The organism is Streptomyces cynarae (assembly GCF_025642135.1).
GTDB lineage: Bacteria > Actinomycetota > Actinomycetes > Streptomycetales > Streptomycetaceae > Streptomyces > Streptomyces cynarae.
On record NZ_CP106793.1, the window covers coordinates 4,825,709 to 4,847,371 of the forward strand.

Here is a 21,663-nt window from a genome sequence, read left to right on the forward strand (position 1 = left end):
ACCCTGCCCTTTCCTCATGCGCGGTCATGTCGATGACGGCGGTGTCGTCGGCGGGGCGTGTGCGGCGGACGAGCGCGAACCGACCAGGAGCAGGCAGAGCACGGCGACCCCGGCGACGAGCCCGGCGAGGAGCAGCAGTGGGTCGAGGGGGCGGGCCGCGGAGGCGGTGCTGTCGGTCGGTTCGACGGCTTGTTGGGTGGGTGCGGCCGCGGGGGCTGCCGTTGTCGGGGAGGGGGACGGGCTGCTCGATACGGGTGCGACGGCCGCCGCGCTGCGGCCGGTGTGCGCGGTGGGACCGGCTGCGGCGGCGGACCGGGCGGGCTGGGGTGCTGCGGCGGTGGACCCGGTGTGCTGGTGCGCGGTGGGAGTGGGGGCGGCGGCCGCCTTCACCACGAGCTGGGCGATCATGCCCGGGTGCACGGTGCAGACGTAGCCATAGGTGCCGGGACTGGTGAACGTGTGGCTCCAGGTGGCGCCCTTGTTCAGCATCGGGGAGTGGATCGACTCCGGGCCGGAGGTGGTCTTCACGTCATGGGGTGCCTGGTCCTGGTTGACCCAGGTCACGGTGTCACCGGCCGAGATGGTGAGCGAGCGCGGGCTGAAGGCGTAGTCCGACATCACGACGCGGTAGGAGGTGACAGCGTGCGCGGGGCGGGAGGTGAGGAGCGTGGCGGTGGCCGCCAGGAGCAGGGTGGCCAGCAGAAGGCGTACGGCACGGGCCGGCCGGAGCGGGGCGGTCAGGTGGTGCATATGAACTCCGCGGCGAGGAGCAGGCCGAGGTGGCCTGCTGGGCGTGTCCGGGACAGGGCGAAACCGGTCGTGCGGCGCAGCGGGCCGTAGGGGACGCGTGCGGTGCCGAGGACGAGGAGGCGGTCGTCGGTGCGTTCGACGACACGCAGCAGCAGCGCGGCGGGGACGGGCTCCAGAGAGGTGTCGCCCGTGCCGAGGCTCCCGGGCAGGCGCAGCCGTGTTCCGCCCGCCACCGGTTCGATGGCGGTACTGACGAAGGTGAGCAGTTCGCCGCCGAGCGCGTCGCCGCCGAGTGCGAGGCTCAGGACGCAGTCTTCGGGGTCGGGAGCGATGGTCAGCGCCGCCTCCTTGATGTCGGCGCGTCGGCGCAGGGTGACCAATGGGCCTATCCGGTAGGTGAGTTCGGTGATGCAGCGGTTGGCGGCGGCTGTGTACGCGCCGGCGCGGGGCAGCCGGTCGTGACGGGTCCGCGGTAGCAGGGTCGCGGTGGACGACGTGTGCGCCGGCAGCGGTTGCGTGGGCGGGAGTTCGGTGGTCATGGCGGTACCTCGGCTCGTGGCGGGCGCCTGACGGATCCGGGACAATGGCGGTGGTGGCGGGCCGGCCGACTGCGACTCGGCCGGCCCGTCACGTCTCGTCGCCCTTTCGTCAGCAGGAGTTGGTGAGGTAGTCCTCGGTCGGTGTGATCATGTGCTCGGCCCAGACGGTGTGCATCTTGACGTAGGCGTCGGGGTTGAGGATGTCCGAGACCTGCTGGCCCAGCGACTCCTCGAGGTGCGCGGAGTTGATGTGCTGGAGGAGCACTGTGAGGGTGTCGTCTCCGACGGAGCCGGCGCCGTTCACGGCCGGGGTGAGGATGGACTCCACCCAGACGGTGTGCATCTTGATGTAGTTGTCGAGGTTGAGCGCGTCCTGGACCTGCTGCCCCGGGGACTCCTCCAGATGGGCCTTGTCGATGTGCTGGAGGATCGGCAGCAGGACCTGCTGGATGCTGACGCAACTCTCGCTGCCGCCGTCACCGCTGCCGCCGCCCGTACCGCCCGAGCCGCTGCTGCCGCCGTGCGAGCCGCCGCTGGAGCCGCCGGAGCTCGAGCCGCCCGTGCTGCCCCCGGTGGAACCGCCCGTGGACCCGCCCGTGGAGCCTCCGGTCGAACCACCCGTGGAGCCTCCGGACGAACCCCCGGAGCCCGATCCGCCCGTACCTCCGCCGGTGCCGCCGCCGCTGTCGGCGACGACGGTGATGGAGGCCGTCATGTCCGGGTGGACGGCGCAGTAGTACTTGTATGTACCGGGCTTGGTGAAGGTGTACGACCAGCTGTCGCCCTTGTTCAGGGTGCCGGAGTCGAACTTGGCCGGGCCGCTCGTGGTGGTGACCGTGTGCGGAGCGGAGTCCTCGTTGACCCACTTCACGGTCTGGCCGACCTTGATGGTCAGGGCCTGTTGGGCGAACTTGTAGTTCGTGATCTTGATGATGTAGTCGGCCGCCTTGGCCTGGGAAGCGGCCGGCTGGGCCTGGGCCATGGAGTGGGCCTCGGCGGCCGGTGCGGCGGTCGCCGGAGCGGCTGCGCCGCTGGACGCCTGGAGCAGGCCCAGACAGGCGACGGCTGCGAGGCCGCGCCCGCGCCGGTGGCCAGCAGCACCCGGTTGCCCACCCGGGAGCGCCGGTGGCGCGGCGGGGGAGCGGGGATGTCGTCGGTACGCATGATCGTGCGTCTCTCCTTGTCAGCTGAGGGGGTGAGAGGGGGTGGGACAGGGAGGAAGCCGGTCAGCGGCCGGGAGCGGACGTGACCAGCAGACTCGTCGCGGCGAGAACGACGAGGACGAGCCCCGTCTCAGCCGCGACCGAGTAGACGAAGGGCCGGACGGTGGCGCGGTCCCCGCGCAGCAGCACGGCGATGTCGAGCCGGGTGCGCACCCAGCTCCGGCTGCCCTGGGCGATCAGGAGCACGGCGGCCAGGACGGCCAGTTTGAGCAGCAGCAGGCGGCCGTAGCCGGTGTGGAACAGGGCCCCGAACGAGCCGAGGATCTGCCAGGCCAGCACCGCTCCGGCCACAGCGATCGCCGCGACGGACACGCCGGCCAGCGTTGAGTAGCCCGACACGGCGGCCGACAGCTCATCCGGGCGCCGTCGCGGCAGCACCCCGAGCAGCAGCAGGATCAGCCCGCCCAGCCACACCGACACGCCGAGCAGGTGCACCAGGTCGGCCACCGCCCCCCAACCCGGGTGCGTGCCCTCGGCATCGTGGCCCGCCATGCCGGTGGTGCGGAGCAGTCCGAGGGCGACCGCGAGAGCACCCACCCGCCAGCCCGGGGAGCGTGCGGCCCGCTCACCACCCTGAAGGAGGGCGGTGAGCACGATTGCGGCGAGCACCCACATCAGCACCCGGCAGGCGGCCACGACGCCGACCTCCGTACCCAGCAGATCCCGGTACGTGGCCAGGTGAAACACATCCCCGATCGTTCCCATCGCTCCGTACGCGCCCTCAAGCCCCGGCGCGACCACGCCGGTCGCGAGCCCACCTGCCCAGGCGAGCGTGAGGATGCGGCGGGTACGAGGATCCTGGGTGCCCTGCGGCCAGAGCAGTGCGAGGAAGGCGAGGCCGCCGATGTAGAGGGCGAGGGCGAGGTATCCGACCCAGCGAACGGCCGCCCATGCCGCGCGCACGTCGGCGGAAGGCGCGGGTGCGGATGCGTCTTCGGAGGCGGGTGGAGCCGTCGTCTTCGCGGTGAGGGGGAAGGAGAGTGTCCCGGAGGTCGGATGGCCGTCCTCCAGGTCGCGCACCTGCCAAACCAGGTTGAGCCGGTCCTGCCCGGTCGCCTTCGGAACGGCCACCTCGATGACATTGCCGCGACGACCGTCCTGGTCCGGACGGGACACCACGAGCCGCTTGCCACCGGCACTGACGCGGACGTCGGGCAGGTCGACCGGCTCACTGAAGGTCAGGCGCACCGTGGCCGGCGTGTGCGTGAGCCGAGTGCCGTCCTTGGGTGAGGAGGATTCCAGCTCGGTGTGAGCCGAAGCGGCAGGCGCGAGCAACAGCAAGACGGCGACGGCGACGGCGGCGGTCAGGGCGGTCGTGCACAGGGACACGGCGCGGTGTCTCACGGGAGCACCTCCGGCAGCACCGAGGGCGACGGTGCGGCGCCGACGCACAGCGACGAGAGGCCGGCAGCCGACGGCGACGAGGAAGGAGAGGGCGTCGGGGAGGCCGTGACTCCAGAGGCGTCCGGCCCGATCAGACCGTCCAGCAGCCCGGTCACGGCGGTGAGCGTTCCGCTCAGCAGCGGCTGCACGAGGTGCACCTCGCCCTTCCGGCAGCTGTCCGACGGCGACGGAGAAGGAATGGGGGAAGGCAGGGGCGGAGGGTGATCGGGTGCCGAATCTGAGGGGCCGGGCATGGGCATCCGGCCTCCGTCCCCACCGCCGGCGTCGGGACCGCCGTGCACACCGGCAGAAGACGTGTCGCTGATGACGGGAATTCCGGCACCGCCGCCTTCGGCCCAGGAACCCCCCGATGAACCGGCCCCCATATCGCCACCAGGATTTTCTGAAGCCCCGGACGCCGTACCCTGCGAAGGGCCGGCGGAAGGGGACGGAGCCGGGGCTGCGGGCGGTGCGGCGGTGCCCAGGGTCGTGGGTGCCGGCGCGCCGATGCCGGAGGCGTATCCGAGCACGACGATCACCGCCGCGACCAGCGCACCCGCGACGATCTCGTCGCGATGGTCTCCCGGCCAGGACGCCCTGGCGAAAAAGGACATGGCCCCTCCTGACGCTGTGCGTGAAAGGCAGTGCCCAGGAGTGGACCGGGACGAGGATTCCCCACAGCTACGCGTCAGTTAATCGCCCGTTTCATTGCCTCATACCCGACCCCTGCCGGGCTGTGAGAACGGACCTCCCCACCTCAAAACCGTGCATCGCATTCCATGAAGGAAATGGAGGGTGTGTGAATTCGAACGCGTTCCGCATTTATTCCTTCACCGAATCACCGCGAATGCATATGCGGGCCCCGTTCGACGTTCACGGCAGCGGCGTCGCGCCAAGGGCCGCAGCAGCAAACTCGACGTACCCCGCGTTCAGGGCCTGTCCGACGGGTCGCGTCACCGACTCTGCACCCGACAGCACTGTCACCCGAATGGAGCAACGTAACGTGCCACCCACATGGGTGAAGATCAGGCTGGCTAGTACCCCAACCGGGGCAATCCGTGAAAGGGGAACCAAATGCGCATTCGACGAATCCTCGCCGCCGCCATCGCCACGGCAGCCCTCGCCGGACTCGGCGTCACAGGCGCCGCCACCGCCGCCACCGCACAGGGTGCCCCATCCTACGTAACCCCTTCTGAGTGCAGGCAGGGCGGCGGAACGCCCGCGATCAATGAGGCGGGCAACTACTGCAGGGGCGGTACGTACGACGGGGAGCAGGTCGACTAAAAACCACAAGGCGCCCCGCAGCCACGCGCCGCGGGGCGCTCCCGCGCGAGCGTAGCCGGGAGAGTCGTCTCATCCCCTCCGGGGCCCTCTCCTTCGGCCTGGTGGCCATGTCCCCGTGCGGCTCAATGGATGCGACGCAGAATCGCCGGCCGGGGCACCAGTCACCGAGCGTCGCCAGGCGGCCTTACCGCGTGGATCCGGCCCGCCGGGAACAGGACCGCGCGACCAACCCGGAAGGCAGGTGCGTCCCATGCGCACGTCGACCCGTATCGCCGGTGCCCTCACCGGCCTGACCCTCACCCTCGGCGGTGCGGTCCTCGCCGCTCCCGCGGTCCGGGCGGACATCCCCGCCTGCACACAGATGGCCGAACTGGCCGGTGCCACCGCCTCCGACTCCGTCACAGCGGCCTGCAGCCGTGGCGTGGTCGGAGACCTGCAGAGTTGTGTGACCGGGCTGACCGGGGCGGGAGTGGCGGGCGGCGCCGCGACCGCTGCCTGTCGGGCGGCGGCACACGAACCGCGTTAGAGGACCGCGCGCGGCAGCCCCCGGCACCCGTCGGAGGCAGGTACGGCAGGCGCCTGAGAGGAGAAGGAAGTCATGCGCATGCGAAGAATCCTGGGCCTCACCCTGGCCGCGGCGACCCTTGCCGGCGTGAGCGCCGTCGGCGTTGTCAGCGCCGCGGCCGCCTCGTCTCCGACCATCTCCAGGGACGACTGCACGGCCGCCGGCGGACAGATCGTTTCACGCCCCTACGCCGGCGACGCCTGCGCGCTGCCTGACGGGACCACGCCGGCGATCACTTGACCGGTCGGCGCACGGCTGGGCAACCAGTCCGGCCGGTGCACCCGGCGCGGTGGGTATGTGGTGACGGCACCCGGTCCACCGTCGGGTGGGTCGCCCGCGCCCGTCTCGACACCGCGGCACTCGCGATGGTGGACGCCGACCGTCTCGAAGCCAAGGCCGTCACCGCTTCGAGACGGTCCGCGCCGTCCTGAACACCGCGCTCGCGGCCGTCCTGAACGGTCTCTGCCATGTCGTCAGTTGAACAGGCGCAGAAGAACGAGCAGTCCCGCCGGCCCCCAGCGTGCATGTGCCGACGGTGATGGAGTCTTCCTTCCGGCGCGAGCGCCGACTCATCCCCACCGTGGAAGAGGTCCAGCAGCTCATCCCGTTCCACCAACCCGTCTGAGCCAAGGCCGACCCCGCCCGCACGACCAAGGAGCCGACCGGCACGGTGCACCCGCCGGTCGGCTCCGCCGTGCTCCTCGACGACCCCGGGGACGACTCCGTCGTTCGGTCCATCAAGGGCACCGGCTGCAACGCCGAAAAGGACCAAGCGGAGTCGCCCCACCCTCGCGTTCCGGTACACCTCCGCGCCCCAGGCCGCCCCGATGACAGCGGTCCCATACCCCGGCCGACAGGCCCGGAGGAGATCCCGCATGCGCGTCTTCCTGCCCCTGACCGCCGTCACCACCGCCGCGCTCCTGTCCGTCACGGTCACCGGCGCGACTCCCGCCGCAGCGGACCTGAACCCCGACGGCACACCACTGGTCAAGGTGTCCCACGGCGACCCGTACGCGAAGTGCACCATCGGAGCGAGGTCCCCCGACAGCATCGTCTACCCGGCCACCGAGGTCGAGCCGTACCTGTCCGTCGATCCGCGCGACCCCAAGCGCGTGGTCACCGTGTTCCAGCAGGACCGCTGGAACGACGGCGGCGCCCGTGGCCTGGCGGCCGGCTGGACCACGGACGGCCACACCTTCCACCGGAGCACGCTGCCGTTCAGCCTGTGCGCCCCCGGCGGCGCGGACTACGAACGGGCCTCCGACCCCTGGGTGAGCACCGGACCGGACGGCACGGTCTACGCCGGCGGGGAGGGCGTCGACTTCACGAAGAGCACGCGCAGCGCCCTGCTGGCAGTCACCTCCCGCGACGGCGGCCGCACTTGGCAGAACCTCACCACCACGCACGTCGACGAGCAGCCGTTTTTCAACGACAAGCCCTCACTCACCGCCGACCCGATCCGCAAGGGCACCGCCTACCAGGTCTGGAACCACCTCGACAACGACCCACCCGGCCCCAGTTCCCTCGACGGTCCCGGCTACATCTCCCTCACCCGCGACGGCGGCCGCACCTGGAGCAAGGCCCGGCCGTTCGTCGACACCAGCACCGTGCCCAACACCCAGACCATCGGCCATCTGATCGTCGCCGACCGGCGCACCGGCACCCTGTACGACTTCTTCGACCGGATCACCTACTCCGACGACCTGAGCACAGCCGTCGAAGCCCGCTACGAGGTGGTCACTTCGACCGACGCCGGAGAGACCTGGAGCGCCCCGGTCACCGTGGCCCGGGACACCTCCGTACCGGAGGTCGACCCGAACGACCCCACCAAACTGCTGCGCGCCGCGGCCACCCTGCCGAGCCCTGCCGTCGACCCTGAGACAGGCACGCTGTACATGGCCTACGAGGGCTCGGACTTCTCCGCTGGAAAGTTCGACTCCGTCCAGCTTGTGCGGTCCACCGACGGCGGACGCACCTGGGGAACCCCGGAGCTGATCAGCCCCAAGGGCGTTCCCGCCTTCTCACCGTCGATCGCGGTCGCCGAGCGGGGCACGGTCGCGCTCACCTACTACGACCTGCGCTTCCTCAAGCCCGGCAACACCACCACCCTGCCCACCGCCTACCAACTGGCCACGCTGCACCACGGAAACCCGAAGCTCCGGACCGAACGACGGATCTCGCGGGTCTTCGACTGGCTGCAGGCGCCGTTCGCCGGGGGCTACTTCCTCGGCGACTACCAAGGCCTGGTGGCAGACGGCAAGGGAGTACGGGCCGTGCTCACCGAGACCCACTCCGGCGCACCACAGAACCGCACGGACGTGTACACCGGCAGTCTCCGCACCCGCTGACCGACGCGGACGCCGTCGGTGGCCCGACCACCGACGGCTGCCGACAGGCCTCGGACCCACTCCGTGACCACGTCGGGCGGCGAGGTTCGGCCGCGTCCCACCCGGCGGGGCGGGCCTGCTGCTGTGGGGTCGCGTGAACGCGGCTTGGTCTCCCTCTGGCAGCAGTTCGAAGATCAGGGGTGGGATCGGCTCGCCGCTGGGGGACGACTGGGAGGATCACGGCCTCGTCTTCTCCTCGGCCGTGGGTAAGCCGCTCGACGCTGCCGACGTCCGCCGCGCCTTCCGCCAGGCGAAGGGACGCCGAGGGAGCTGCGGCGCAGCTTCGTGTCTCTGCTGTCCGACCGGGGCGTTCCGCTGGAAGAGATCTCGCGGCCCGTCGGGCGCTCGGGGACCGCCGTGACCGAAGAGGTCTACCGGAAGCAGATCCGGCGCGTGATCCAGACCGGCGCCGTGTGGTCATGGACGGCATCTTCGGCATGCAGGAACGGCGGCTGCAGGCACGCGGGAAGCGGTAGACACGCAGGCAGAAACAGATCAGGCAGGTACTGAATTCAGTACCTGCCTGATCTGCTGTTTCGGCTGTCGGGGTGGCGGGATTTGAACCCACGACCTCTTCGTCCCGAACGAAGCGCGCTGCCAAGCTGCGCTACACCCCGGTGTCGCTGCTGTCGCGGCGACGACGTTTACTTTAGCCCACTGGTGGCCGGAGACGAAATCCGGTTTTCCGGCGGCGGCGCGTCGGGTCCGGGCGGACGTGGTCGGCGAGGACCAGGAGGAGGGCCAGGCCGAAGAAGGCCAGGCCGAGCAGGAGTGCGTTGGCGAGGGTGCTCCTGTAGCCGAGGTGGGCGACGTCCAGGAACGGGTACGGGTAGCGCGCGTCTGCGGTCGGTGGGAGCAGTGCGCCGCGGGCCAGGGTGAAGATCAGGTACGCCAGGGGGTAGAGGAGCCACCGCGTGGCGTGCTGCAGGCCCAGGGGGGCCGGGCGGGTCAGGAGCAGCCAGTCCAGAAGGGCCGCGATCGGGGTGACCGTGTGCAGTACCTGGTTGGCGAGTGCGGACCAGATCGTGGGCCTGTCCGTCATCGAGAAGGGGCCCGGCTCGTTCACGAGGAGCACGTGGTAGACCAGACTCGCGATCAGCGCGTAGAACAGCGTGCCGCCGGTGATCAGCGCCGGCAGCGGGTAGCGGGCCGTTCGGGCCCGCCAGGCCGACAGGGCGAAGGTCAGGGCCAGCAGCACGTTGGCCTGGATGGCGAAGTAGCTCAGGACCCGGGAGGGGCTGCCGAGGGCCAGGTCCATGGCCACCGCCGCCGCGGCCGTCAGCGCCACCAGCAGACGGTAGCGGGCCGCTGCGTGGCGGCGTACGGGGGCGACCACGGCCGCGGCGGGGACGATGGACGGTGCAAGCGTCGGCTTGCCCGGCACCGGGGGGAGGTCCGGGATCTCCTTGGGTATCGGCGTGATCATGCCCTCACGCTAAGCGGGTGGGGCAGAAGGGGCGATACGGGATGGTCCGGGCGGGGTACGGCGGGGGTCACGCCTCGGGCGATGCCTCCCTTTCCACCAGCGTCAGCAGCGTCGCCTCCGGCGGGCAGGCGAACCGTACCGGCGTGTAGCGGTTCGTACCGCAGCCGGCCGACACGTGCAGGTACGACGTCCGGCCCTCCGCGGTGTGCCGTGACAGGCCCTTCACCCGGTCCGCGTCCAGGTCGCAGTTGGTGACCAGGGCGCCGTAGAAGGGGATGCACAGCTGGCCGCCGTGGGTGTGGCCCGCCAGGATCAGCGGATAACCGTCCGCCGCGAACGCGTCCAGGCAGCGCAGATACGGCGCGTGGACCACGCCCATCGAGAAGTCCGCGGAGGAGGAGGGACCGCCCGCCACGCGCGCGTAGCGGTCGCGCTTGATGTGCGGGTCGTCCAGGCCCGTCAGCTCGATCTCCAGGCCCTCGATCTTCAGGGTGCCCCGGGTGTTCGTCAGGTTCAGCCAGCCCGCCGCGTCGAAGCTGTCGCGCAGCTCCTCCCAGGGGTTGTGGATGGCGCCGACCACCGGCGGGTTGCCGTTCAGACCGTGGTGGCCCCTCGCCTTCTCCACCAGGTAGCGGGCCGGGTTGCGGAGCCTGGGGCCGTAGTAGTCGTTCGAACCGAAGACGTACGCCCCCGGGAGCTCCATCAGCGGGCCCAGTGCGTCCAGCACCTCCGGCACCCCCTCGGTGTCGGAGAGGTTGTCCCCGGTGTTGATCACGAAGTCGGGGCGCAGGCCCGCCAGTGAGCGCAGCCAGCGCTGCTTCTTGCGCTGCCCGCTCACCATGTGGATGTCGGAGACCTGCAGGACGCGCAGCGGGTGCGCCCCCGGGGGCAGCACCGGGACCGTCACCCGGCGCAGCCGGAAGGAACGGGCCTCGAACCCGGCCGAGTACAGCAGTCCGGCGGCGGCGACCGCCGTGATTCCCAGGGGTACTCCGTATCGTGCGCGCATACGGCCATCGTGTCAGAACCTGCTGCCGCACCGCGTTCACCTGTGGACGACCCCGACCCGGCGACGCCCGGGATCGGCACCGACGGTCCCGGTCGCCCACCACGCCCCGGAAATGTACGGGCACCCGCCCCGCCGCACCTGCGACAATCAGAGGCATGACCACGCTCAAGTCGAAGCTGCAGGAAGACCTCAACGCCGCGATCAAGGAGCGCGATGAGCTCCGCTCCTCGACGCTCCGGCTGACGCTCGCCGCGATCACCAAGGAGGAGGTCGCGGGCAAGGAGAAGCGCGAGCTCTCCGACGAGGAGGTCACCAAGGTGATCACCCGTGAGGCGAAGAAGCGGCGGGAGGCCGCCGACGCGTTCGCTCTGGGCGGCCGCGCCGAACAGGCCGAGCGGGAGAAGGCGGAGGGCGAGGTGCTGGCTGCGTACCTGCCCAAGCAGCTGTCCGACGACGAGCTGCGGCAGATCGTCGCGCAGGCCGTGGAGGAGGCGAAGGCGGCGGGCGCCGAGGGCCCGCGCGCCATGGGGCAGGTCATGAAGATCGTGAACCCGAAGGTGGCCGGCCAGGCGGAGGGCGGCCGCGTCGCCGCCGTGGTCAAGCAGCTTCTCGCGAGCGGCTGAACCGGTTCGCCTGCTCGCGGGCGCATACGCCGACGGGGGCGCCCCTCTCATCGAGAGGGGCGCCCCCGCTGTCGTGAAGGGCTATCCCCTCCGCCCGCCGGTGCCGTTCCCGTTGCCGCCGTTTCCGGTGCCCTGGATGAAGCCGTCGGGGAGGGAGAAGGTGGGCGTCGGGAGCTGTCCGCCGGCGGTACCGCCGTTGTCGGCCGCGCCGCCGGTGGTCAGGCCGCCGATCAGTCCACCGATCGTCTGCTGCCCGCCGTTGCCGTTGCCGTTGCCCCGGCCCTTGTCGTGACCGTCGCCGTTGCCCTTGTCGCCACCGTGGTCGTCCGGGATGTCGACGAGGTTGAAGTCCGGGGCCGGCTTGCCCGCCAGCGCGCCCGTCATCATGTCGCGCCAGATCGGGCCCGGGACCTGGCCGCCGAAGACCTTCTCATAGCTGACGCCGCCGATGGTGATGTGGGTCATCTGCCGCTTGTGCGCCGGGTCGCCGACCCAGACCGCGCCCGCCATGTTCGGCGTGTAGCCGACGAACCAGGCGGCGTACCGGAAGTCCGTCGTACCGGTCTTGCCGGCGCTGGGACGGCTGCCGAGTCCGGCCTCCGTACCGGTACCGTCCTCGACGACGCCCTTCAGGAGCGTGTTGACCGTGTCCGCGGTGGTCTCCGACATCGCGCGCGAGCACGTCGACTTCGGGACCGGCAGGGACTTCTTCTCGTTGCCGACGGTCTGCGTGATCGACTCGATCGCGACCGGCGTGCAGTACGTGCCGCGGTCGGCGAAGGTCGCGTACGCGCTCGCCATGGTCAGCGGTGACACCTCCTGGGTGCCGAGCGCGATCGACGGGGCCTGGGCGATGGGCGCGCCGTCAGCGCGGTGGAAGCCCATCTTCTTGGCCGTGTCTATGACCGGGCAGATGCCGATGTCGCTGATCAGCTGCACGTAGTAGGTGTTGACCGACTTGGCGGTCGCCTCCTTCATGCGGTACGGGCCGTGCTCCGTCTCGTTCTCGTTGGTGAGCTTGGTGCCGTCCGTGTTCTTCCACTGCTTGCCGTCACAGGCGGCGACCGGGCTCGGGTACTCCATCTCGTACGGCGACGAGTACTCCTGGGTCGCCGGCTTGCCGCCCTCGATGGCGGCCGCGGCCACGATCGGCTTGAACGTCGAACCACCCTGGTAGCCGGCGCCGCCGCCCATGTTCCGGTCCACGGACAGGTTGATCTGGGTCTCGTACTTGCCGAAGCCGTACGGACGGGACTGGCCCATCGCGAGGATCTTGCCGGTGCCCGGCTCGACGATGGTCGCGGCCGTGGCCACCTCGTCGCTCTTGTTGACGTGGTCCTTGACGGACTTCTGCACCGAGTCCTGCGCCTGCGGGTCGAGCGTGGTGCGGATCGTCAGACCGCCCTGGTTCCAGATCTTCGCCCGCTCCGCCTGGGTCTTGCCGAAGATCGGGTCGTTCAGGAACGCCTCACGGACGTAGTCGCAGAAGAAGCCCGCGCCCTTGACGGCCGTGATGCAGCCGTTCTTCGGCTGGCTCACGTGCAGGCCGAGCCCTGTCGCCTTGGCCTTGTCGGCGTCCGCCTGCGAGATGTCGTGCAGGTCGGCCATGCGCTGCAGCACCACGTTGCGCCGCTGCTTGGCCTCCGCCGCGTCGTTCACGGGGTCGTAGCGCGTAGGCGACTGGACGAGGCCCGCGAGGAGCGCGGACTCCTGGAGGTTCAGGTCCTTGGCGTGCTTGGAGAAGTACCGCTCGGAGGCGGCCTCGACGCCGTAGGCCTGCTGGCCGAAGAACGTGATGTTCAGGTAGTTCTCGAGGATCTTCTTCTTGCCGAGCTTCTCCTCGATCTGGATCGCGTACTTGAGCTCGCGGACCTTGCGGCCGAGGGTCTGCTGGGTGGCCTGGGCGACCTTGGTCGGGTCGTCGCCCGCCTCCTCGATGAAGTAGTTCTTCACCAGCTGCTGGGTGAGCGTGGAGGCGCCCTGGGCCACTCCGCCGCTCTGCGCGTTCTTGTTCAGTGCGCGCAGGACGCCCTTCAGGTCGATCGCGCCGTGCTGGTAGAACCGCGAGTCCTCGATGGCGACGATCGCCTTCTGCACGTACGGCGAGACGTCCTTGAGGTCCACCACCGTGCGGTCGCGCGAGTAGACCGCGGCGATCTGGCCGCCCTGGCTGTCCAGGATGGTGGTGCGCTGGCTCAGCTGGGGGCTCTTCAGATTGGCCGGGATGTCGTCGAATCCCTGGACCGACCCCTTGGCCACAAGACCGAGCGCACCCGCGGCGGGCAGCGCGATGCCGGCCATCACAGCCCCCGCGAGCACACTCACTCCGAGGAACTTGGTGGCCTGCTGCACAGGGGACTGCCCCCCGCCCGAGCGCTTTTTTGGCATGAGGGCAGCCTACGTTCTCATTCGCCGGACACGCGTACAGGCCTTGGCCTAAGCTGCTCCCAACTGTCACAGCAGTAGGGCCACGTATCAAGTACGTCCGGCGACCCCGAATCGTTCCGGTGTTCCTCGAACTTTTTTGGCGGATGCGTGCCCGGATTCGCCTTGTGTGTCACCAGGCGTCCGTTGTGACACCGCTGAATTGCCCTGGTCTGTCCGGAAAGTCGCGTTCGTTACCAGCTCACTCCCACGGGTGATCTGCCGTTTACCCATAGTCCGTTCGGACCATTCAAGATTGGGCCCGAAGGGGGTGTTGCGCTGTCCCCTCCTTCCGTAACGTCCTCAACTGGCGGCGGTGAATATGCCGCTGCCGCCGTGGGGGAGCCTCGATTCGGGAGAGGACGGCGCCGGTATGGGCTGGGTAACCGACTGGAGTGCGCAGGCGGCCTGCCGCACTACCGATCCGGATGAACTGTTCGTTCAGGGAGCAGCGCAGAACAGGGCCAAGGCGGTGTGCACCGGATGTCCGGTACGCACGGAATGCCTGGCGGATGCGCTGGACAACCGCGTCGAGTTCGGCGTGTGGGGTGGCATGACCGAGCGGGAGCGCCGCGCACTGCTGCGCAGGCGGCCGACCGTCACTTCGTGGCGTCACCTGCTGGAGACCGCGCGTACGGAGTACGAGCGCGGGGCGGGCCTGCTGCCCCTCGTTGAGGAAGAGACGTACGAGAACTACGCGGCGGTGAGCTGAGGGCGGCCACCGTCCGAGGCGGGCGCCCGCCGTCGGCGGGCAACGGCACCTCATGGCGCCCTCGGCGTGCCTTCCACTCCGGCCTGGGTCTCTTCGCAGGTGTCCTCCAACGGGCCTGTCCGAGGGCCCTGTTCGAGGAAGGTGCCGCCAGGGACGGGGGTGTCACGGCCTGCGCGGCCGCGCGTCCGTGCCGCGTGCGGCGCGGCACGACCGGGCGGGCGCGCCGACACGGGCGGCGCGCAGGCGTCAGCAGCCCTGCCTGCCGGGCCCTGCGAGGCCGACTGCCGTGCCGTGGGGCCCGCGCACGGCCGAATGCCTGCCTCGACCCTCCGAGCGGCCCCGGGCGTCCGGCGGTCGTACACCCGTCTCGGCTGCCTCCCGGCGGCTGCGTCGGGGTGCTCAGGCGTATGCCTCGCGCTCCTCGGGCCGATCGGGCTGGTTGGCCGCGAGGCGGTCACCGATGTCCCGTAGCCCCGCGAGGTCGTGGACGTCGCCGGGCAGTGCGGCCACTTCGGCCACGGCCACCTCGGGGTGGAGCGCGGTGAAGCGGTCACGCGTGCGCTGCTCGCGGGAGAGCAGTTGCATACGCTCGGCATGCAGTCGCAACAGACCCACGGTGAGGTGCTCGACGCTCCGGTCCTGGTCCGTGGCGGTGGGGGAGTCCGCGCCGGGGCCAGACGCTCCGGATGAGGGGGATTCTGAACTGCCGTACGTGTCGGGAGCGTTACGAAGTCCAGCTTTCCCGTCCCGCTGATCCACAATGCGGGACTCGTCAAGATTTTCCGCGGCGGCGAGCGCCCGCTCGGCCGACAACTGGGCGGCGTCGCTGCCGTGGACCCGGTTGAGCACCAGGCCGGCCAGCGGCATGTCCTCGGCGGCCAGGCGCTCCACGAAGTACGCGGCCTCCCGCAGTGCGTCCCGCTCCGGGGCCGCCACCACCAGGAACGCCGTACCGGGCGCCTGTAGCAGCTTGTACGTGGCGTCCGCGCGTGTGCGGAACCCGCCGAACATGGTGTCCATCGCCGCCACGAACGTCTGGACGTCCTTCAGGAGCTGACCGCCGAGCAGCTTCCCCAGGGCGCCGGTCATCATCGACATCCCGACGTTCAGGAACTTCATCCCCGCGCGGCCGCCCATCTTCGCCGGGGCCATCAGCACCCGGATCAGCCGGCCGTCGAGGAAGGACCCGAGGCGCTTGGGGGCGTCCAGGAAGTCCAGCGCCGAGCGCGAGGGCGGGGTGTCGACGATGATGAGGTCCCACTCGTCCCGCGCCCGTAGCTGCCCCAGCTTCTCCATCGCCATGTACTCCTGCGTGCCCGCGAAGCCCGCCGAGAGCGACTGGTAGAAGGGGTTGCCCAGGATGGCGGCCGCCCGCTCGGGGTCCGCGTGCGCCTCGACGATCTCGTCGAAGGTGCGCTTCATGTCGAGCATCATGGCGTGCAGTTCGCCGTGCGCGGCGTCGTCGATGCCCTTCACCCGCCGCGGGGTGTTGTCGAGCGCGTCGATGCCCATCGACTGGGCGAGCCGGCGGGCCGGGTCGATGGTGAGCACCACCACCTTGCGGCCGCGCTCGGCGGCGCGCAGCCCAAGGGCCGCCGCCGTGGTCGTCTTGCCGACGCCGCCGGAGCCGCAGCAGACGACGATGCGGGTCTGCGGATCGTCGAGGAGCGGGTCGATCTCCAGGACGGGCACCGGGTTCAACGCGCGCGTGGAGCCCGTGTCGTGGGCGTACGGTGCATCGTGGGCCGGATCGGCCGCCCCGGCGTGCCGGTGGGCCGTGTCGTCGTGGGTGTCGTCGTGCGTGGATGCCGTGTCGGCCTGTGCGGGGGCCTGGTCGTCGTGCGTGGGGGCCGGGTCCGAGCTCATGAGATCCCTTGCTGACGCAGTTCCGTGGCCAGTTCGTACAGGCCCGCCAGGTCCATTCCCTCGGCGAGCATCGGCAGTTCGTGCAGGGGCAGGCCCAGCCGCGTGAGGACGGCACGCTGCTCGCGCTCAAGGCCGAACCGCTCCGCGTACTCGTCGGCCTGCTTCAGCAGCGGGTCCACCAGCCGCTCCGCGAGTCCACCGCGCCGCGCGCCGCCGAGCCCGGCGCCCGAGAGGGACTGGGCGATGGCCGTCCGCGGCAGCGTGTGCGCGAGGTCGAGGTCCGCCTGGTCCAGGACCGTGGGCCGCACCATGTTCACGATGATCCGGCCCACCGGAAGCCTCGCCGCGCGCAGTTCGGCGATCCCGTCCGAGGTCTCCTGGACGGGCATCTCCTCCAGGAGCGTCACCAGGTGCACAGCCGTCTCGGGGGACTTCAGCACCCGCATCACGGCCTGGGCCTGGTTGTGTATAGGGCCGATCTTGGCGAGGCCGGCCACCTCGTCGTTCACGTTCAGGAAGCGGGTGATGCGGCCGGTGGGAGGCGCGTCCATCACCACGTAGTCGTACGCGAACCGGCCGCTCCTGTCCTTCCTGCGGACGGCCTCGCACGCCTTGCCGGTCAGGAGCACGTCCCTGAGGCCGGGCGCGATGGTGGTGGCGAAGTCGATGGCGCCGAGCTTCTTCAGGGCCCGTCCCGCGCCGCCCAGTTTGTAGAACATCTGGAGGTAGTCCAGCAGCGCCAGCTCGGGGTCTATGGCGAGCGCGTACACCTCGCCGCCGCCCGGGGCGACCGCGATCTTCCGCTCCTCGTACGGAAGCGCCTCCGTTTCGAAGAGTTGTGCGATGCCCTGTCTGCCCTCGACCTCGACCAGAAGGGTGCGTTTGCCCTCGGTCGCGAGGGCGAGCGCGAGTGCTGCGGCGACCGTGGTCTTTCCGGTCCCGCCCTTACCGCTGACGACCTGGAGCCTGCTCACGTCCTCGAGCCTAACCAGTTCGCGCGCGGGCTACGCGGGAGGCTGTGGACAACGGTGGTCCCGGTCGGCCTCCCGCCCGGTGCCCGCGCCGTCCCGGCCGGGCACGCACGGCGGCCGCGGCGGCCGTTCCGCCCGGCTTTCCGCCAGGTCGTGGGCACGATGGTGGCCGACCGAGTGTCCCTTGGGCCACAGCGGCTACAGTCGGCCCCATGACCAAGTGGGAATACGTCACCGTGCCGCTGCTCGTCCACGCCACGAAGCAGATCCTGGACACCTGGGGCGAGGACGGCTGGGAGCTCGTCCAGGTCGTGCCCGGGCCGAACAACCCCGAGCAGCTGGTGGCCTACCTGAAGCGGGAGAAGCAGGCGTGAGCGCGGTCGAGTCCCGGATCGCCGAACTGGGCCTGACCCTGCCGGAGGTCGTGCCGCCGCTCGCCGCCTACCAGCCCGCCGTGCAGTCGGGGCCCTACGTGTACACCTCCGGGCAGCTCCCGATGGTGAACGGCAAGCTGCCGGTGACCGGCAAGGTGGGCGCCGAGGTCACCGCCGAGGAGGCCAAGGAGCTGGCCCGCACGTGCGCGTTGAACGCGCTCGCGGCGGTCAAGTCCGTGACGGGCGACCTGGACCGCATCGCGCGCGTGGTGAAGGTCGTCGGCTTCGTGGCGTCGGCCTCCGACTTCACGGGCCAGCCCGGTGTCGTCAACGGCGCCAGTGAACTGCTCGGCGAGGTCCTCGGCGACAAGGGCGTGCACGCCCGCAGCGCGGTCGGCGTGGCGGTGCTTCCGCTGGACGCTCCGGTCGAGGTGGAGATCCAGGTGGAGCTGACGCAGGCGTGATCGACCCTCGCCGAACACGCGAGGGCGATGACGTCCTGGAGAGGGCGAGGACGACGTCCCTCGGCGGGCGATCGTTGCCTCTCGAACATCCGCTCACTACGGGATAGCCTCCGCCCATGGCGAATGGGCAGTGGTTTCCCCCGGAGTGGCCAGAGCGGATCCGCGCGCTCGCGGAGGGCACGCTCACCCCGGTCACCCCGAAGCGCGCGGCCACCGTCATGCTCCTCAGGGACGACGGCGGCGCACCCGCCGTCCACATGCTGCGCAGACGCGCCTCCATGGCGTTCGCCGGAGGCGCGTACGCCTACCCGGGCGGCGGCGTCGACCCGCGCGACCACGACCTGAGGATCGGCTGGGCGGGTCCCACGCGCGCGTGGTGGGCCCAGCGCCTCGGCGTCGACGAGACGTCCGCCCAGGCCGTCGTCTGCGCCGCCGTACGGGAGACGTACGAGGAGGCGGGCGTGCTGCTCGCCGGGCCGGCCCCCGACACGGTCGTCGGCGACACCACGGGCGCCGACTGGGAGGCGGATCGCGCGGCCCTGGTCGCCCGTGACCTGTCGTTCGCGGAGTTCCTCGAGCGCCGGGGGCTGGTCCTGCGCTCCGACCTGCTCGGGGCGTGGACCCGCTGGATCACCCCGGAGTTCGAGCCCCGCCGCTACGACACCTGGTTCTTCGTGGCCGCGCTCCCCGAGGGACAGCGCACCCGCAACGCCTCCACGGAGGCCGACAGCACCGTGTGGATCCGCCCTGCCGAGGCGGCGGCCGCGTACGACGAGGGCGAGCTGCTGATGATGCCGCCCACCATCGCGACCCTGCGCCAGCTGATCGGCTGTGCGACCGCCGCCGAGGCGCTGAAGGCCGCGCCGGGCCGCGATCTGACCCCCGTCCTGGCCACGGCCCGCCTGGAGGACGGCCGGATCGTGTTGTCCTGGCCCGGCCACGACGAGTTCACCAAGCACATCCCGACGGGCCAGGCGCCCGCATGACCCACGCGACCCACGCGACGGAAGGTGCCCTGGCATGACGGACGCCGCAGCCCTCCCCGGCCGGCCGCGCGGCGCGGTCCTCTCCGGCCCGGCCACCAAGCGCGCGGTGAACGTCCTCGCGCCCAACGCGTCGGCGATGACCCTGGACGGCACCAACACCTGGATCGTCTCCGAGCCGGACTCCGAGCAGGCGGTGGTGATCGACCCCGGACCGCTCGACGAGGGCCACCTGCGCAACGTGATCGACACGGCCGAGAAGTCCGGGAAGCGGGTCGCGCTCACCCTGCTCACCCACGGCCACCCCGACCACGCGGAGGGCGCCGCCCGGTTCGCCGAGCTGACGGGCACGAAGGTGCGCGCCCTGGACCCCACGCTGCGCCTGGGCGACGAGGGACTGGGCCACGGGGACGTGATCACGGTCGGCGGCCTGGAACTGAGGGTCGTGCCGACGCCGGGCCACACCTCCGACTCCCTGTGCTTCCACCTCCCGGCCGACCGGGCCGTGCTGACGGGCGACACCGTCCTGGGCCGCGGTACGACGGTGGTGGCGCATCCCGACGGCCGCCTGGGGGACTATCTCGACTCCCTGCGCCGCCTCAGGTCGCTCACGGTCGACGACGGCGTCCACACGGTGCTCCCAGGCCACGGGCCCGTCCTGGAGGACGCCCAGGGCGCCGTGGAGTACTACCTCGCCCACCGCGCCCACCGCCTGGCTCAGGTCGAGACGGCGGTCGAGAACGGCCACCGCACCCCGAGCGAGGTCGTCGCCCATGTGTACGCGGACGTGGACCGCTCCCTGTGGCCGGCGGCGGAGCTGTCGGTGCGGGCTCAGCTGGACTACCTGAGGGAGCACGGCCTGATCTGAGCCCTGCGCGCGGGGTTCTGACGCCGTGCACGCGCGCGTACTCCGCCGTTCAGGCGTGCGCGGATCTCCGGGGCGGCAGACCCGGTGGAGGAAACGACAACGGGCCCCGCCTCACGAGAGACGGGACCCGGAGCCGTACGACCGAGGCCGAGGGTCAGCGCGACCGCTTCGCCAGCCGCTCCACGTCCAGCAGGATCACGGCCCGCGCCTCCAGGCGGAGCCACCCGCGCTGGGCGAAGTCCGCCAGCGCCTTGTTCACGGTCTCGCGGGACGCGCCGACCAGCTGGGCCAGCTCCTCCTGCGTGAGGTCGTGCACGACGTGGATGCCCTCCTCCGACTGCACGCCGAAGCGCCGCGAGAGGTCCAGCAGGGCGCGGGCCACACGGCCCGGCACGTCCGAGAAGACCAGGTCGGACATCTGGTCGTTGGTCTTGCGCAGCCGCCGGGCGACGGCGCGCAGCAGCGCCGCGGCCACCTCGGGCCGCGCGTTCAGCCACGGTTGGAGGTCGCCGTGGCCGAGGCCCAGCAGCTTGACCTCGGTCAGCGCGGTGGCCGTCGCCGTGCGCGGGCCCGGGTCGAACAGCGACAGCTCGCCGATCAGCTCGCCGGGGCCGAGGACCGCCAGCATGTTCTCGCGGCCGTCGGGGGATGTGCGGTGGAGCTTGACCTTGCCTTCCATGACCACGTAGAGGCGGTCACCGGGGTCGCCCTCGTGGAACAGCGAGTCGCCGCGGGCGAGGGTCACCTCACTCATGGAGGCGCGGAGCTCCGCGGCCTGCTCGTCATCGAGCGCCGCGAAGAGCGGGGCGCGCCGCAGAACGTCGTCCACGAGTTCTCTCCTTGTCGACCTGCTCAGGGGATCTTGCTCCCCCGGATACCAGGGGACCGTGTTCCCCATTTTGCCGGACGGTCCAAACAGTGTGATCTGTCACAAGGATGCCGCACCGATGGGCTGGGGTACGCGGCAGGGGTCCAATTGGATGCTGATCTTCCGGGTGCGGAGCGGATGTCGGTGCAGGGCTTCGGGCCGGCCGGGTGTCCAAATCGCCGGTGGGAACAGGGCGATTGGGTCGGGCGGGCCGGGGGGACCGACGTGATTCCGCTGTGGGCGAACAGGGGGCGCGGGCGCCCGGGAAACTGCGCAAATCGGCCTGCGTGGTGCTCTGCGGACGGTGGTCACCGGCGGGCTTCACGGACCGGTCGAGCCCGTCCGGCCACGCTGCCGACATGCTGGTACATGCAACAACAAACACGTCGGACGGGGTCGAGAACGAGGAGCAGCGATCCGGGACCGCGTCGTCCGGCTGGAGGAGTTGTTCGGCAGTCCGGATGATCCCGGTCGTCCGTTGAGCGACGCGGAGGTGCTGGCCGCCGACGACTAGGCCCGGTTCGTCCCGGGCGGTGAGGCACTCCTCCGCTCGGCCGGGGTGAAACGCCGAGTTCGTGCCGGCCGCCTGGCCCGGTTGGACGGGTCGGTCCGGGCGGTGCGACCGGTGTTCGGCCGGGACGTCTCGATCGGACTCGGCTACGGCGCCACCTCGTTCGTCGCCGCCGCGAACGTCTGGCTGCACGGGAGCGCCGAACAGCGGCAGGACACCGCCCGGCTGCTCCTGGGCGGCGGCCGACTGACCGTGGCCTACGAGGCACGGCCCAGCCACGCCAAGCCGCCGGCTCCGCGGACCGGCCCGGCCTGAGGCTGCACCTCCTGACAGACGTCGCCGCACCTGACACCGTCTCCGAGCGGTATGGGTACGGACCTGCGGTCGGGCCGTGGGCCGGTCCTTCGGTCGGGTCCTGCAGGCGGGTCCCTGC

22 protein-coding genes, 1 tRNA gene and 1 pseudogene are annotated in these 21,663 nt (G+C 70.9%); 12 read left to right on the forward strand and 12 right to left on the reverse strand.

Annotated features, from left to right (window positions below):
- Positions 1-24 precede the first annotated feature (24 nt).
- From N8I84_RS22150 to N8I84_RS22170, 5 genes are all read right to left on the reverse strand, one after another.
- Positions 25-750, reverse strand: coding sequence for a cupredoxin domain-containing protein (locus tag N8I84_RS22150; RefSeq protein WP_263231130.1), 726 nt, complete (start codon positions 748-750; stop codon positions 25-27).
- Positions 738-1,289, reverse strand: coding sequence for a hypothetical protein (locus N8I84_RS22155; RefSeq protein ID WP_263231131.1), 552 nt, complete (start codon positions 1,287-1,289; stop codon positions 738-740). Before N8I84_RS22155 ends, N8I84_RS22150 begins: the two co-directional genes overlap by 13 nt.
- A gap of 109 nt (positions 1,290-1,398) precedes the next feature.
- Positions 1,399-2,271: a cupredoxin domain-containing protein gene (locus tag N8I84_RS22160; protein WP_263231132.1), complete on the reverse strand. Its 873-nt coding sequence runs from the start codon at positions 2,269-2,271 to the stop codon at positions 1,399-1,401.
- Positions 2,272-2,515: 244 nt separating this feature from the next.
- Positions 2,516-3,856: a copper resistance CopC/CopD family protein gene (locus N8I84_RS22165; protein WP_263231133.1), complete on the reverse strand. Its 1,341-nt coding sequence runs from the start codon at positions 3,854-3,856 to the stop codon at positions 2,516-2,518.
- Positions 3,853-4,044 (reverse strand): hypothetical protein, encoded by a 192-nt coding sequence (locus tag N8I84_RS22170; protein WP_263231135.1) that lies wholly within the window; start codon positions 4,042-4,044, stop codon positions 3,853-3,855. The genes N8I84_RS22165 and N8I84_RS22170 overlap by 4 nt, the downstream gene beginning before the upstream one ends.
- 925 nt (positions 4,045-4,969) lie before the next feature.
- Between N8I84_RS22170 and N8I84_RS22175 the strand changes: the two genes are divergently transcribed.
- From N8I84_RS22175 to N8I84_RS22195, 5 genes and pseudogenes are all read left to right on the forward strand, one after another.
- Positions 4,970-5,179: a hypothetical protein gene (locus N8I84_RS22175; RefSeq protein WP_263231136.1), complete on the forward strand. Its 210-nt coding sequence runs from the start codon at positions 4,970-4,972 to the stop codon at positions 5,177-5,179.
- Positions 5,180-5,429: 250 nt separating this feature from the next.
- Positions 5,430-5,705 (forward strand): hypothetical protein, encoded by a 276-nt coding sequence (locus N8I84_RS22180; RefSeq protein ID WP_263231137.1) that lies wholly within the window; start codon positions 5,430-5,432, stop codon positions 5,703-5,705.
- Positions 5,706-5,777: 72 nt separating this feature from the next.
- On the forward strand, positions 5,778-5,984 hold the full coding sequence (locus tag N8I84_RS22185; RefSeq protein WP_263231138.1) for a hypothetical protein: 207 nt from the start codon (positions 5,778-5,780) through the stop codon (positions 5,982-5,984).
- 635 nt (positions 5,985-6,619) lie between these two features.
- A complete protein-coding gene (locus tag N8I84_RS22190; protein ID WP_263231139.1) occupies positions 6,620-8,092 on the forward strand; it encodes a sialidase family protein in 1,473 nt (490 codons plus the stop codon).
- 147 nt (positions 8,093-8,239) lie between these two features.
- Positions 8,240-8,607: pseudogene (locus N8I84_RS22195) on the forward strand (site-specific integrase); the annotation flags it as partial.
- A 67-nt stretch (positions 8,608-8,674) separates the two neighbouring features.
- Here the strand turns inward: N8I84_RS22195 and N8I84_RS22200 are convergent.
- The 3 genes from N8I84_RS22200 to N8I84_RS22210 all read right to left on the reverse strand — a co-directional run bounded on the left by N8I84_RS22200 (position 8,675) and on the right by N8I84_RS22210 (position 10,566).
- A tRNA-Pro gene (locus N8I84_RS22200) sits at positions 8,675-8,748 on the reverse strand.
- Positions 8,749-8,780: 32 nt separating this feature from the next.
- Complete coding sequence (locus N8I84_RS22205) at positions 8,781-9,557, reverse strand: Pr6Pr family membrane protein (RefSeq protein WP_263231140.1); 777 nt, start codon at positions 9,555-9,557, stop codon at positions 8,781-8,783.
- Positions 9,558-9,624: 67 nt separating this feature from the next.
- Positions 9,625-10,566: a metallophosphoesterase gene (locus N8I84_RS22210; RefSeq protein WP_263231141.1), complete on the reverse strand. Its 942-nt coding sequence runs from the start codon at positions 10,564-10,566 to the stop codon at positions 9,625-9,627.
- Between the two features lie 155 nt (positions 10,567-10,721).
- Between N8I84_RS22210 and N8I84_RS22215 the strand changes: the two genes are divergently transcribed.
- Positions 10,722-11,189 carry a GatB/YqeY domain-containing protein gene (locus tag N8I84_RS22215; protein WP_263231142.1) on the forward strand — a complete coding sequence of 156 codons (468 nt, stop codon included), beginning with the start codon at positions 10,722-10,724 and terminating at the stop codon, positions 11,187-11,189.
- 81 nt (positions 11,190-11,270) lie between these two features.
- Here N8I84_RS22215 and N8I84_RS22220 read toward each other — a convergent pair whose 3' ends face one another.
- The gene (locus N8I84_RS22220; protein WP_263231143.1) at positions 11,271-13,577 is read right to left on the reverse strand and encodes a transglycosylase domain-containing protein; all 2,307 of its coding nucleotides are present in this window, start codon (positions 13,575-13,577) and stop codon (positions 11,271-11,273) included.
- Positions 13,578-13,986: 409 nt separating this feature from the next.
- Here N8I84_RS22220 and N8I84_RS22225 point away from each other — a divergent pair, with 409 nt between their 5' ends.
- A complete protein-coding gene (locus N8I84_RS22225) occupies positions 13,987-14,325 on the forward strand; it encodes a WhiB family transcriptional regulator (RefSeq protein WP_200422454.1) in 339 nt (112 codons plus the stop codon).
- Between the two features lie 399 nt (positions 14,326-14,724).
- Here N8I84_RS22225 and N8I84_RS22230 read toward each other — a convergent pair whose 3' ends face one another.
- Together N8I84_RS22230 and N8I84_RS22235 are read right to left on the reverse strand one after the other, a co-directional pair.
- On the reverse strand, positions 14,725-16,191 hold the full coding sequence (locus N8I84_RS22230) for an ArsA family ATPase (protein ID WP_263231144.1): 1,467 nt from the start codon (positions 16,189-16,191) through the stop codon (positions 14,725-14,727).
- Positions 16,188-17,165 (reverse strand): ArsA family ATPase, encoded by a 978-nt coding sequence (locus tag N8I84_RS22235; RefSeq protein WP_263231145.1) that lies wholly within the window; start codon positions 17,163-17,165, stop codon positions 16,188-16,190. Before N8I84_RS22235 ends, N8I84_RS22230 begins: the two co-directional genes overlap by 4 nt.
- 209 nt (positions 17,166-17,374) lie before the next feature.
- Between N8I84_RS22235 and N8I84_RS22240 the strand changes: the two genes are divergently transcribed.
- The 4 genes from N8I84_RS22240 (at position 17,375) to N8I84_RS22255 (ending at position 19,851) form a co-directional block, all read left to right on the forward strand.
- Positions 17,375-17,536 carry a DUF4177 domain-containing protein gene (locus N8I84_RS22240; protein WP_003981536.1) on the forward strand — a complete coding sequence of 54 codons (162 nt, stop codon included), beginning with the start codon at positions 17,375-17,377 and terminating at the stop codon, positions 17,534-17,536.
- Complete coding sequence (locus N8I84_RS22245) at positions 17,533-18,000, forward strand: RidA family protein (RefSeq protein ID WP_263231148.1); 468 nt, start codon at positions 17,533-17,535, stop codon at positions 17,998-18,000. Before N8I84_RS22240 ends, N8I84_RS22245 begins: the two co-directional genes overlap by 4 nt.
- Before the next feature lie 116 nt (positions 18,001-18,116).
- Positions 18,117-18,986: an NUDIX hydrolase gene (locus N8I84_RS22250; protein ID WP_263231149.1), complete on the forward strand. Its 870-nt coding sequence runs from the start codon at positions 18,117-18,119 to the stop codon at positions 18,984-18,986.
- Between the two features lie 34 nt (positions 18,987-19,020).
- Positions 19,021-19,851 (forward strand): MBL fold metallo-hydrolase, encoded by an 831-nt coding sequence (locus N8I84_RS22255; protein ID WP_263231150.1) that lies wholly within the window; start codon positions 19,021-19,023, stop codon positions 19,849-19,851.
- A gap of 154 nt (positions 19,852-20,005) precedes the next feature.
- Here the strand turns inward: N8I84_RS22255 and N8I84_RS22260 are convergent, their stop codons facing one another.
- Positions 20,006-20,680 carry a Crp/Fnr family transcriptional regulator gene (locus N8I84_RS22260; RefSeq protein ID WP_103837943.1) on the reverse strand — a complete coding sequence of 225 codons (675 nt, stop codon included), beginning with the start codon at positions 20,678-20,680 and terminating at the stop codon, positions 20,006-20,008.
- A 598-nt stretch (positions 20,681-21,278) separates the two neighbouring features.
- Here N8I84_RS22260 and N8I84_RS22265 point away from each other — a divergent pair.
- Complete coding sequence (locus tag N8I84_RS22265) at positions 21,279-21,545, forward strand: hypothetical protein (protein WP_263231151.1); 267 nt, start codon at positions 21,279-21,281, stop codon at positions 21,543-21,545.
- The last annotated feature ends 118 nt before the right edge of the window (positions 21,546-21,663 follow it).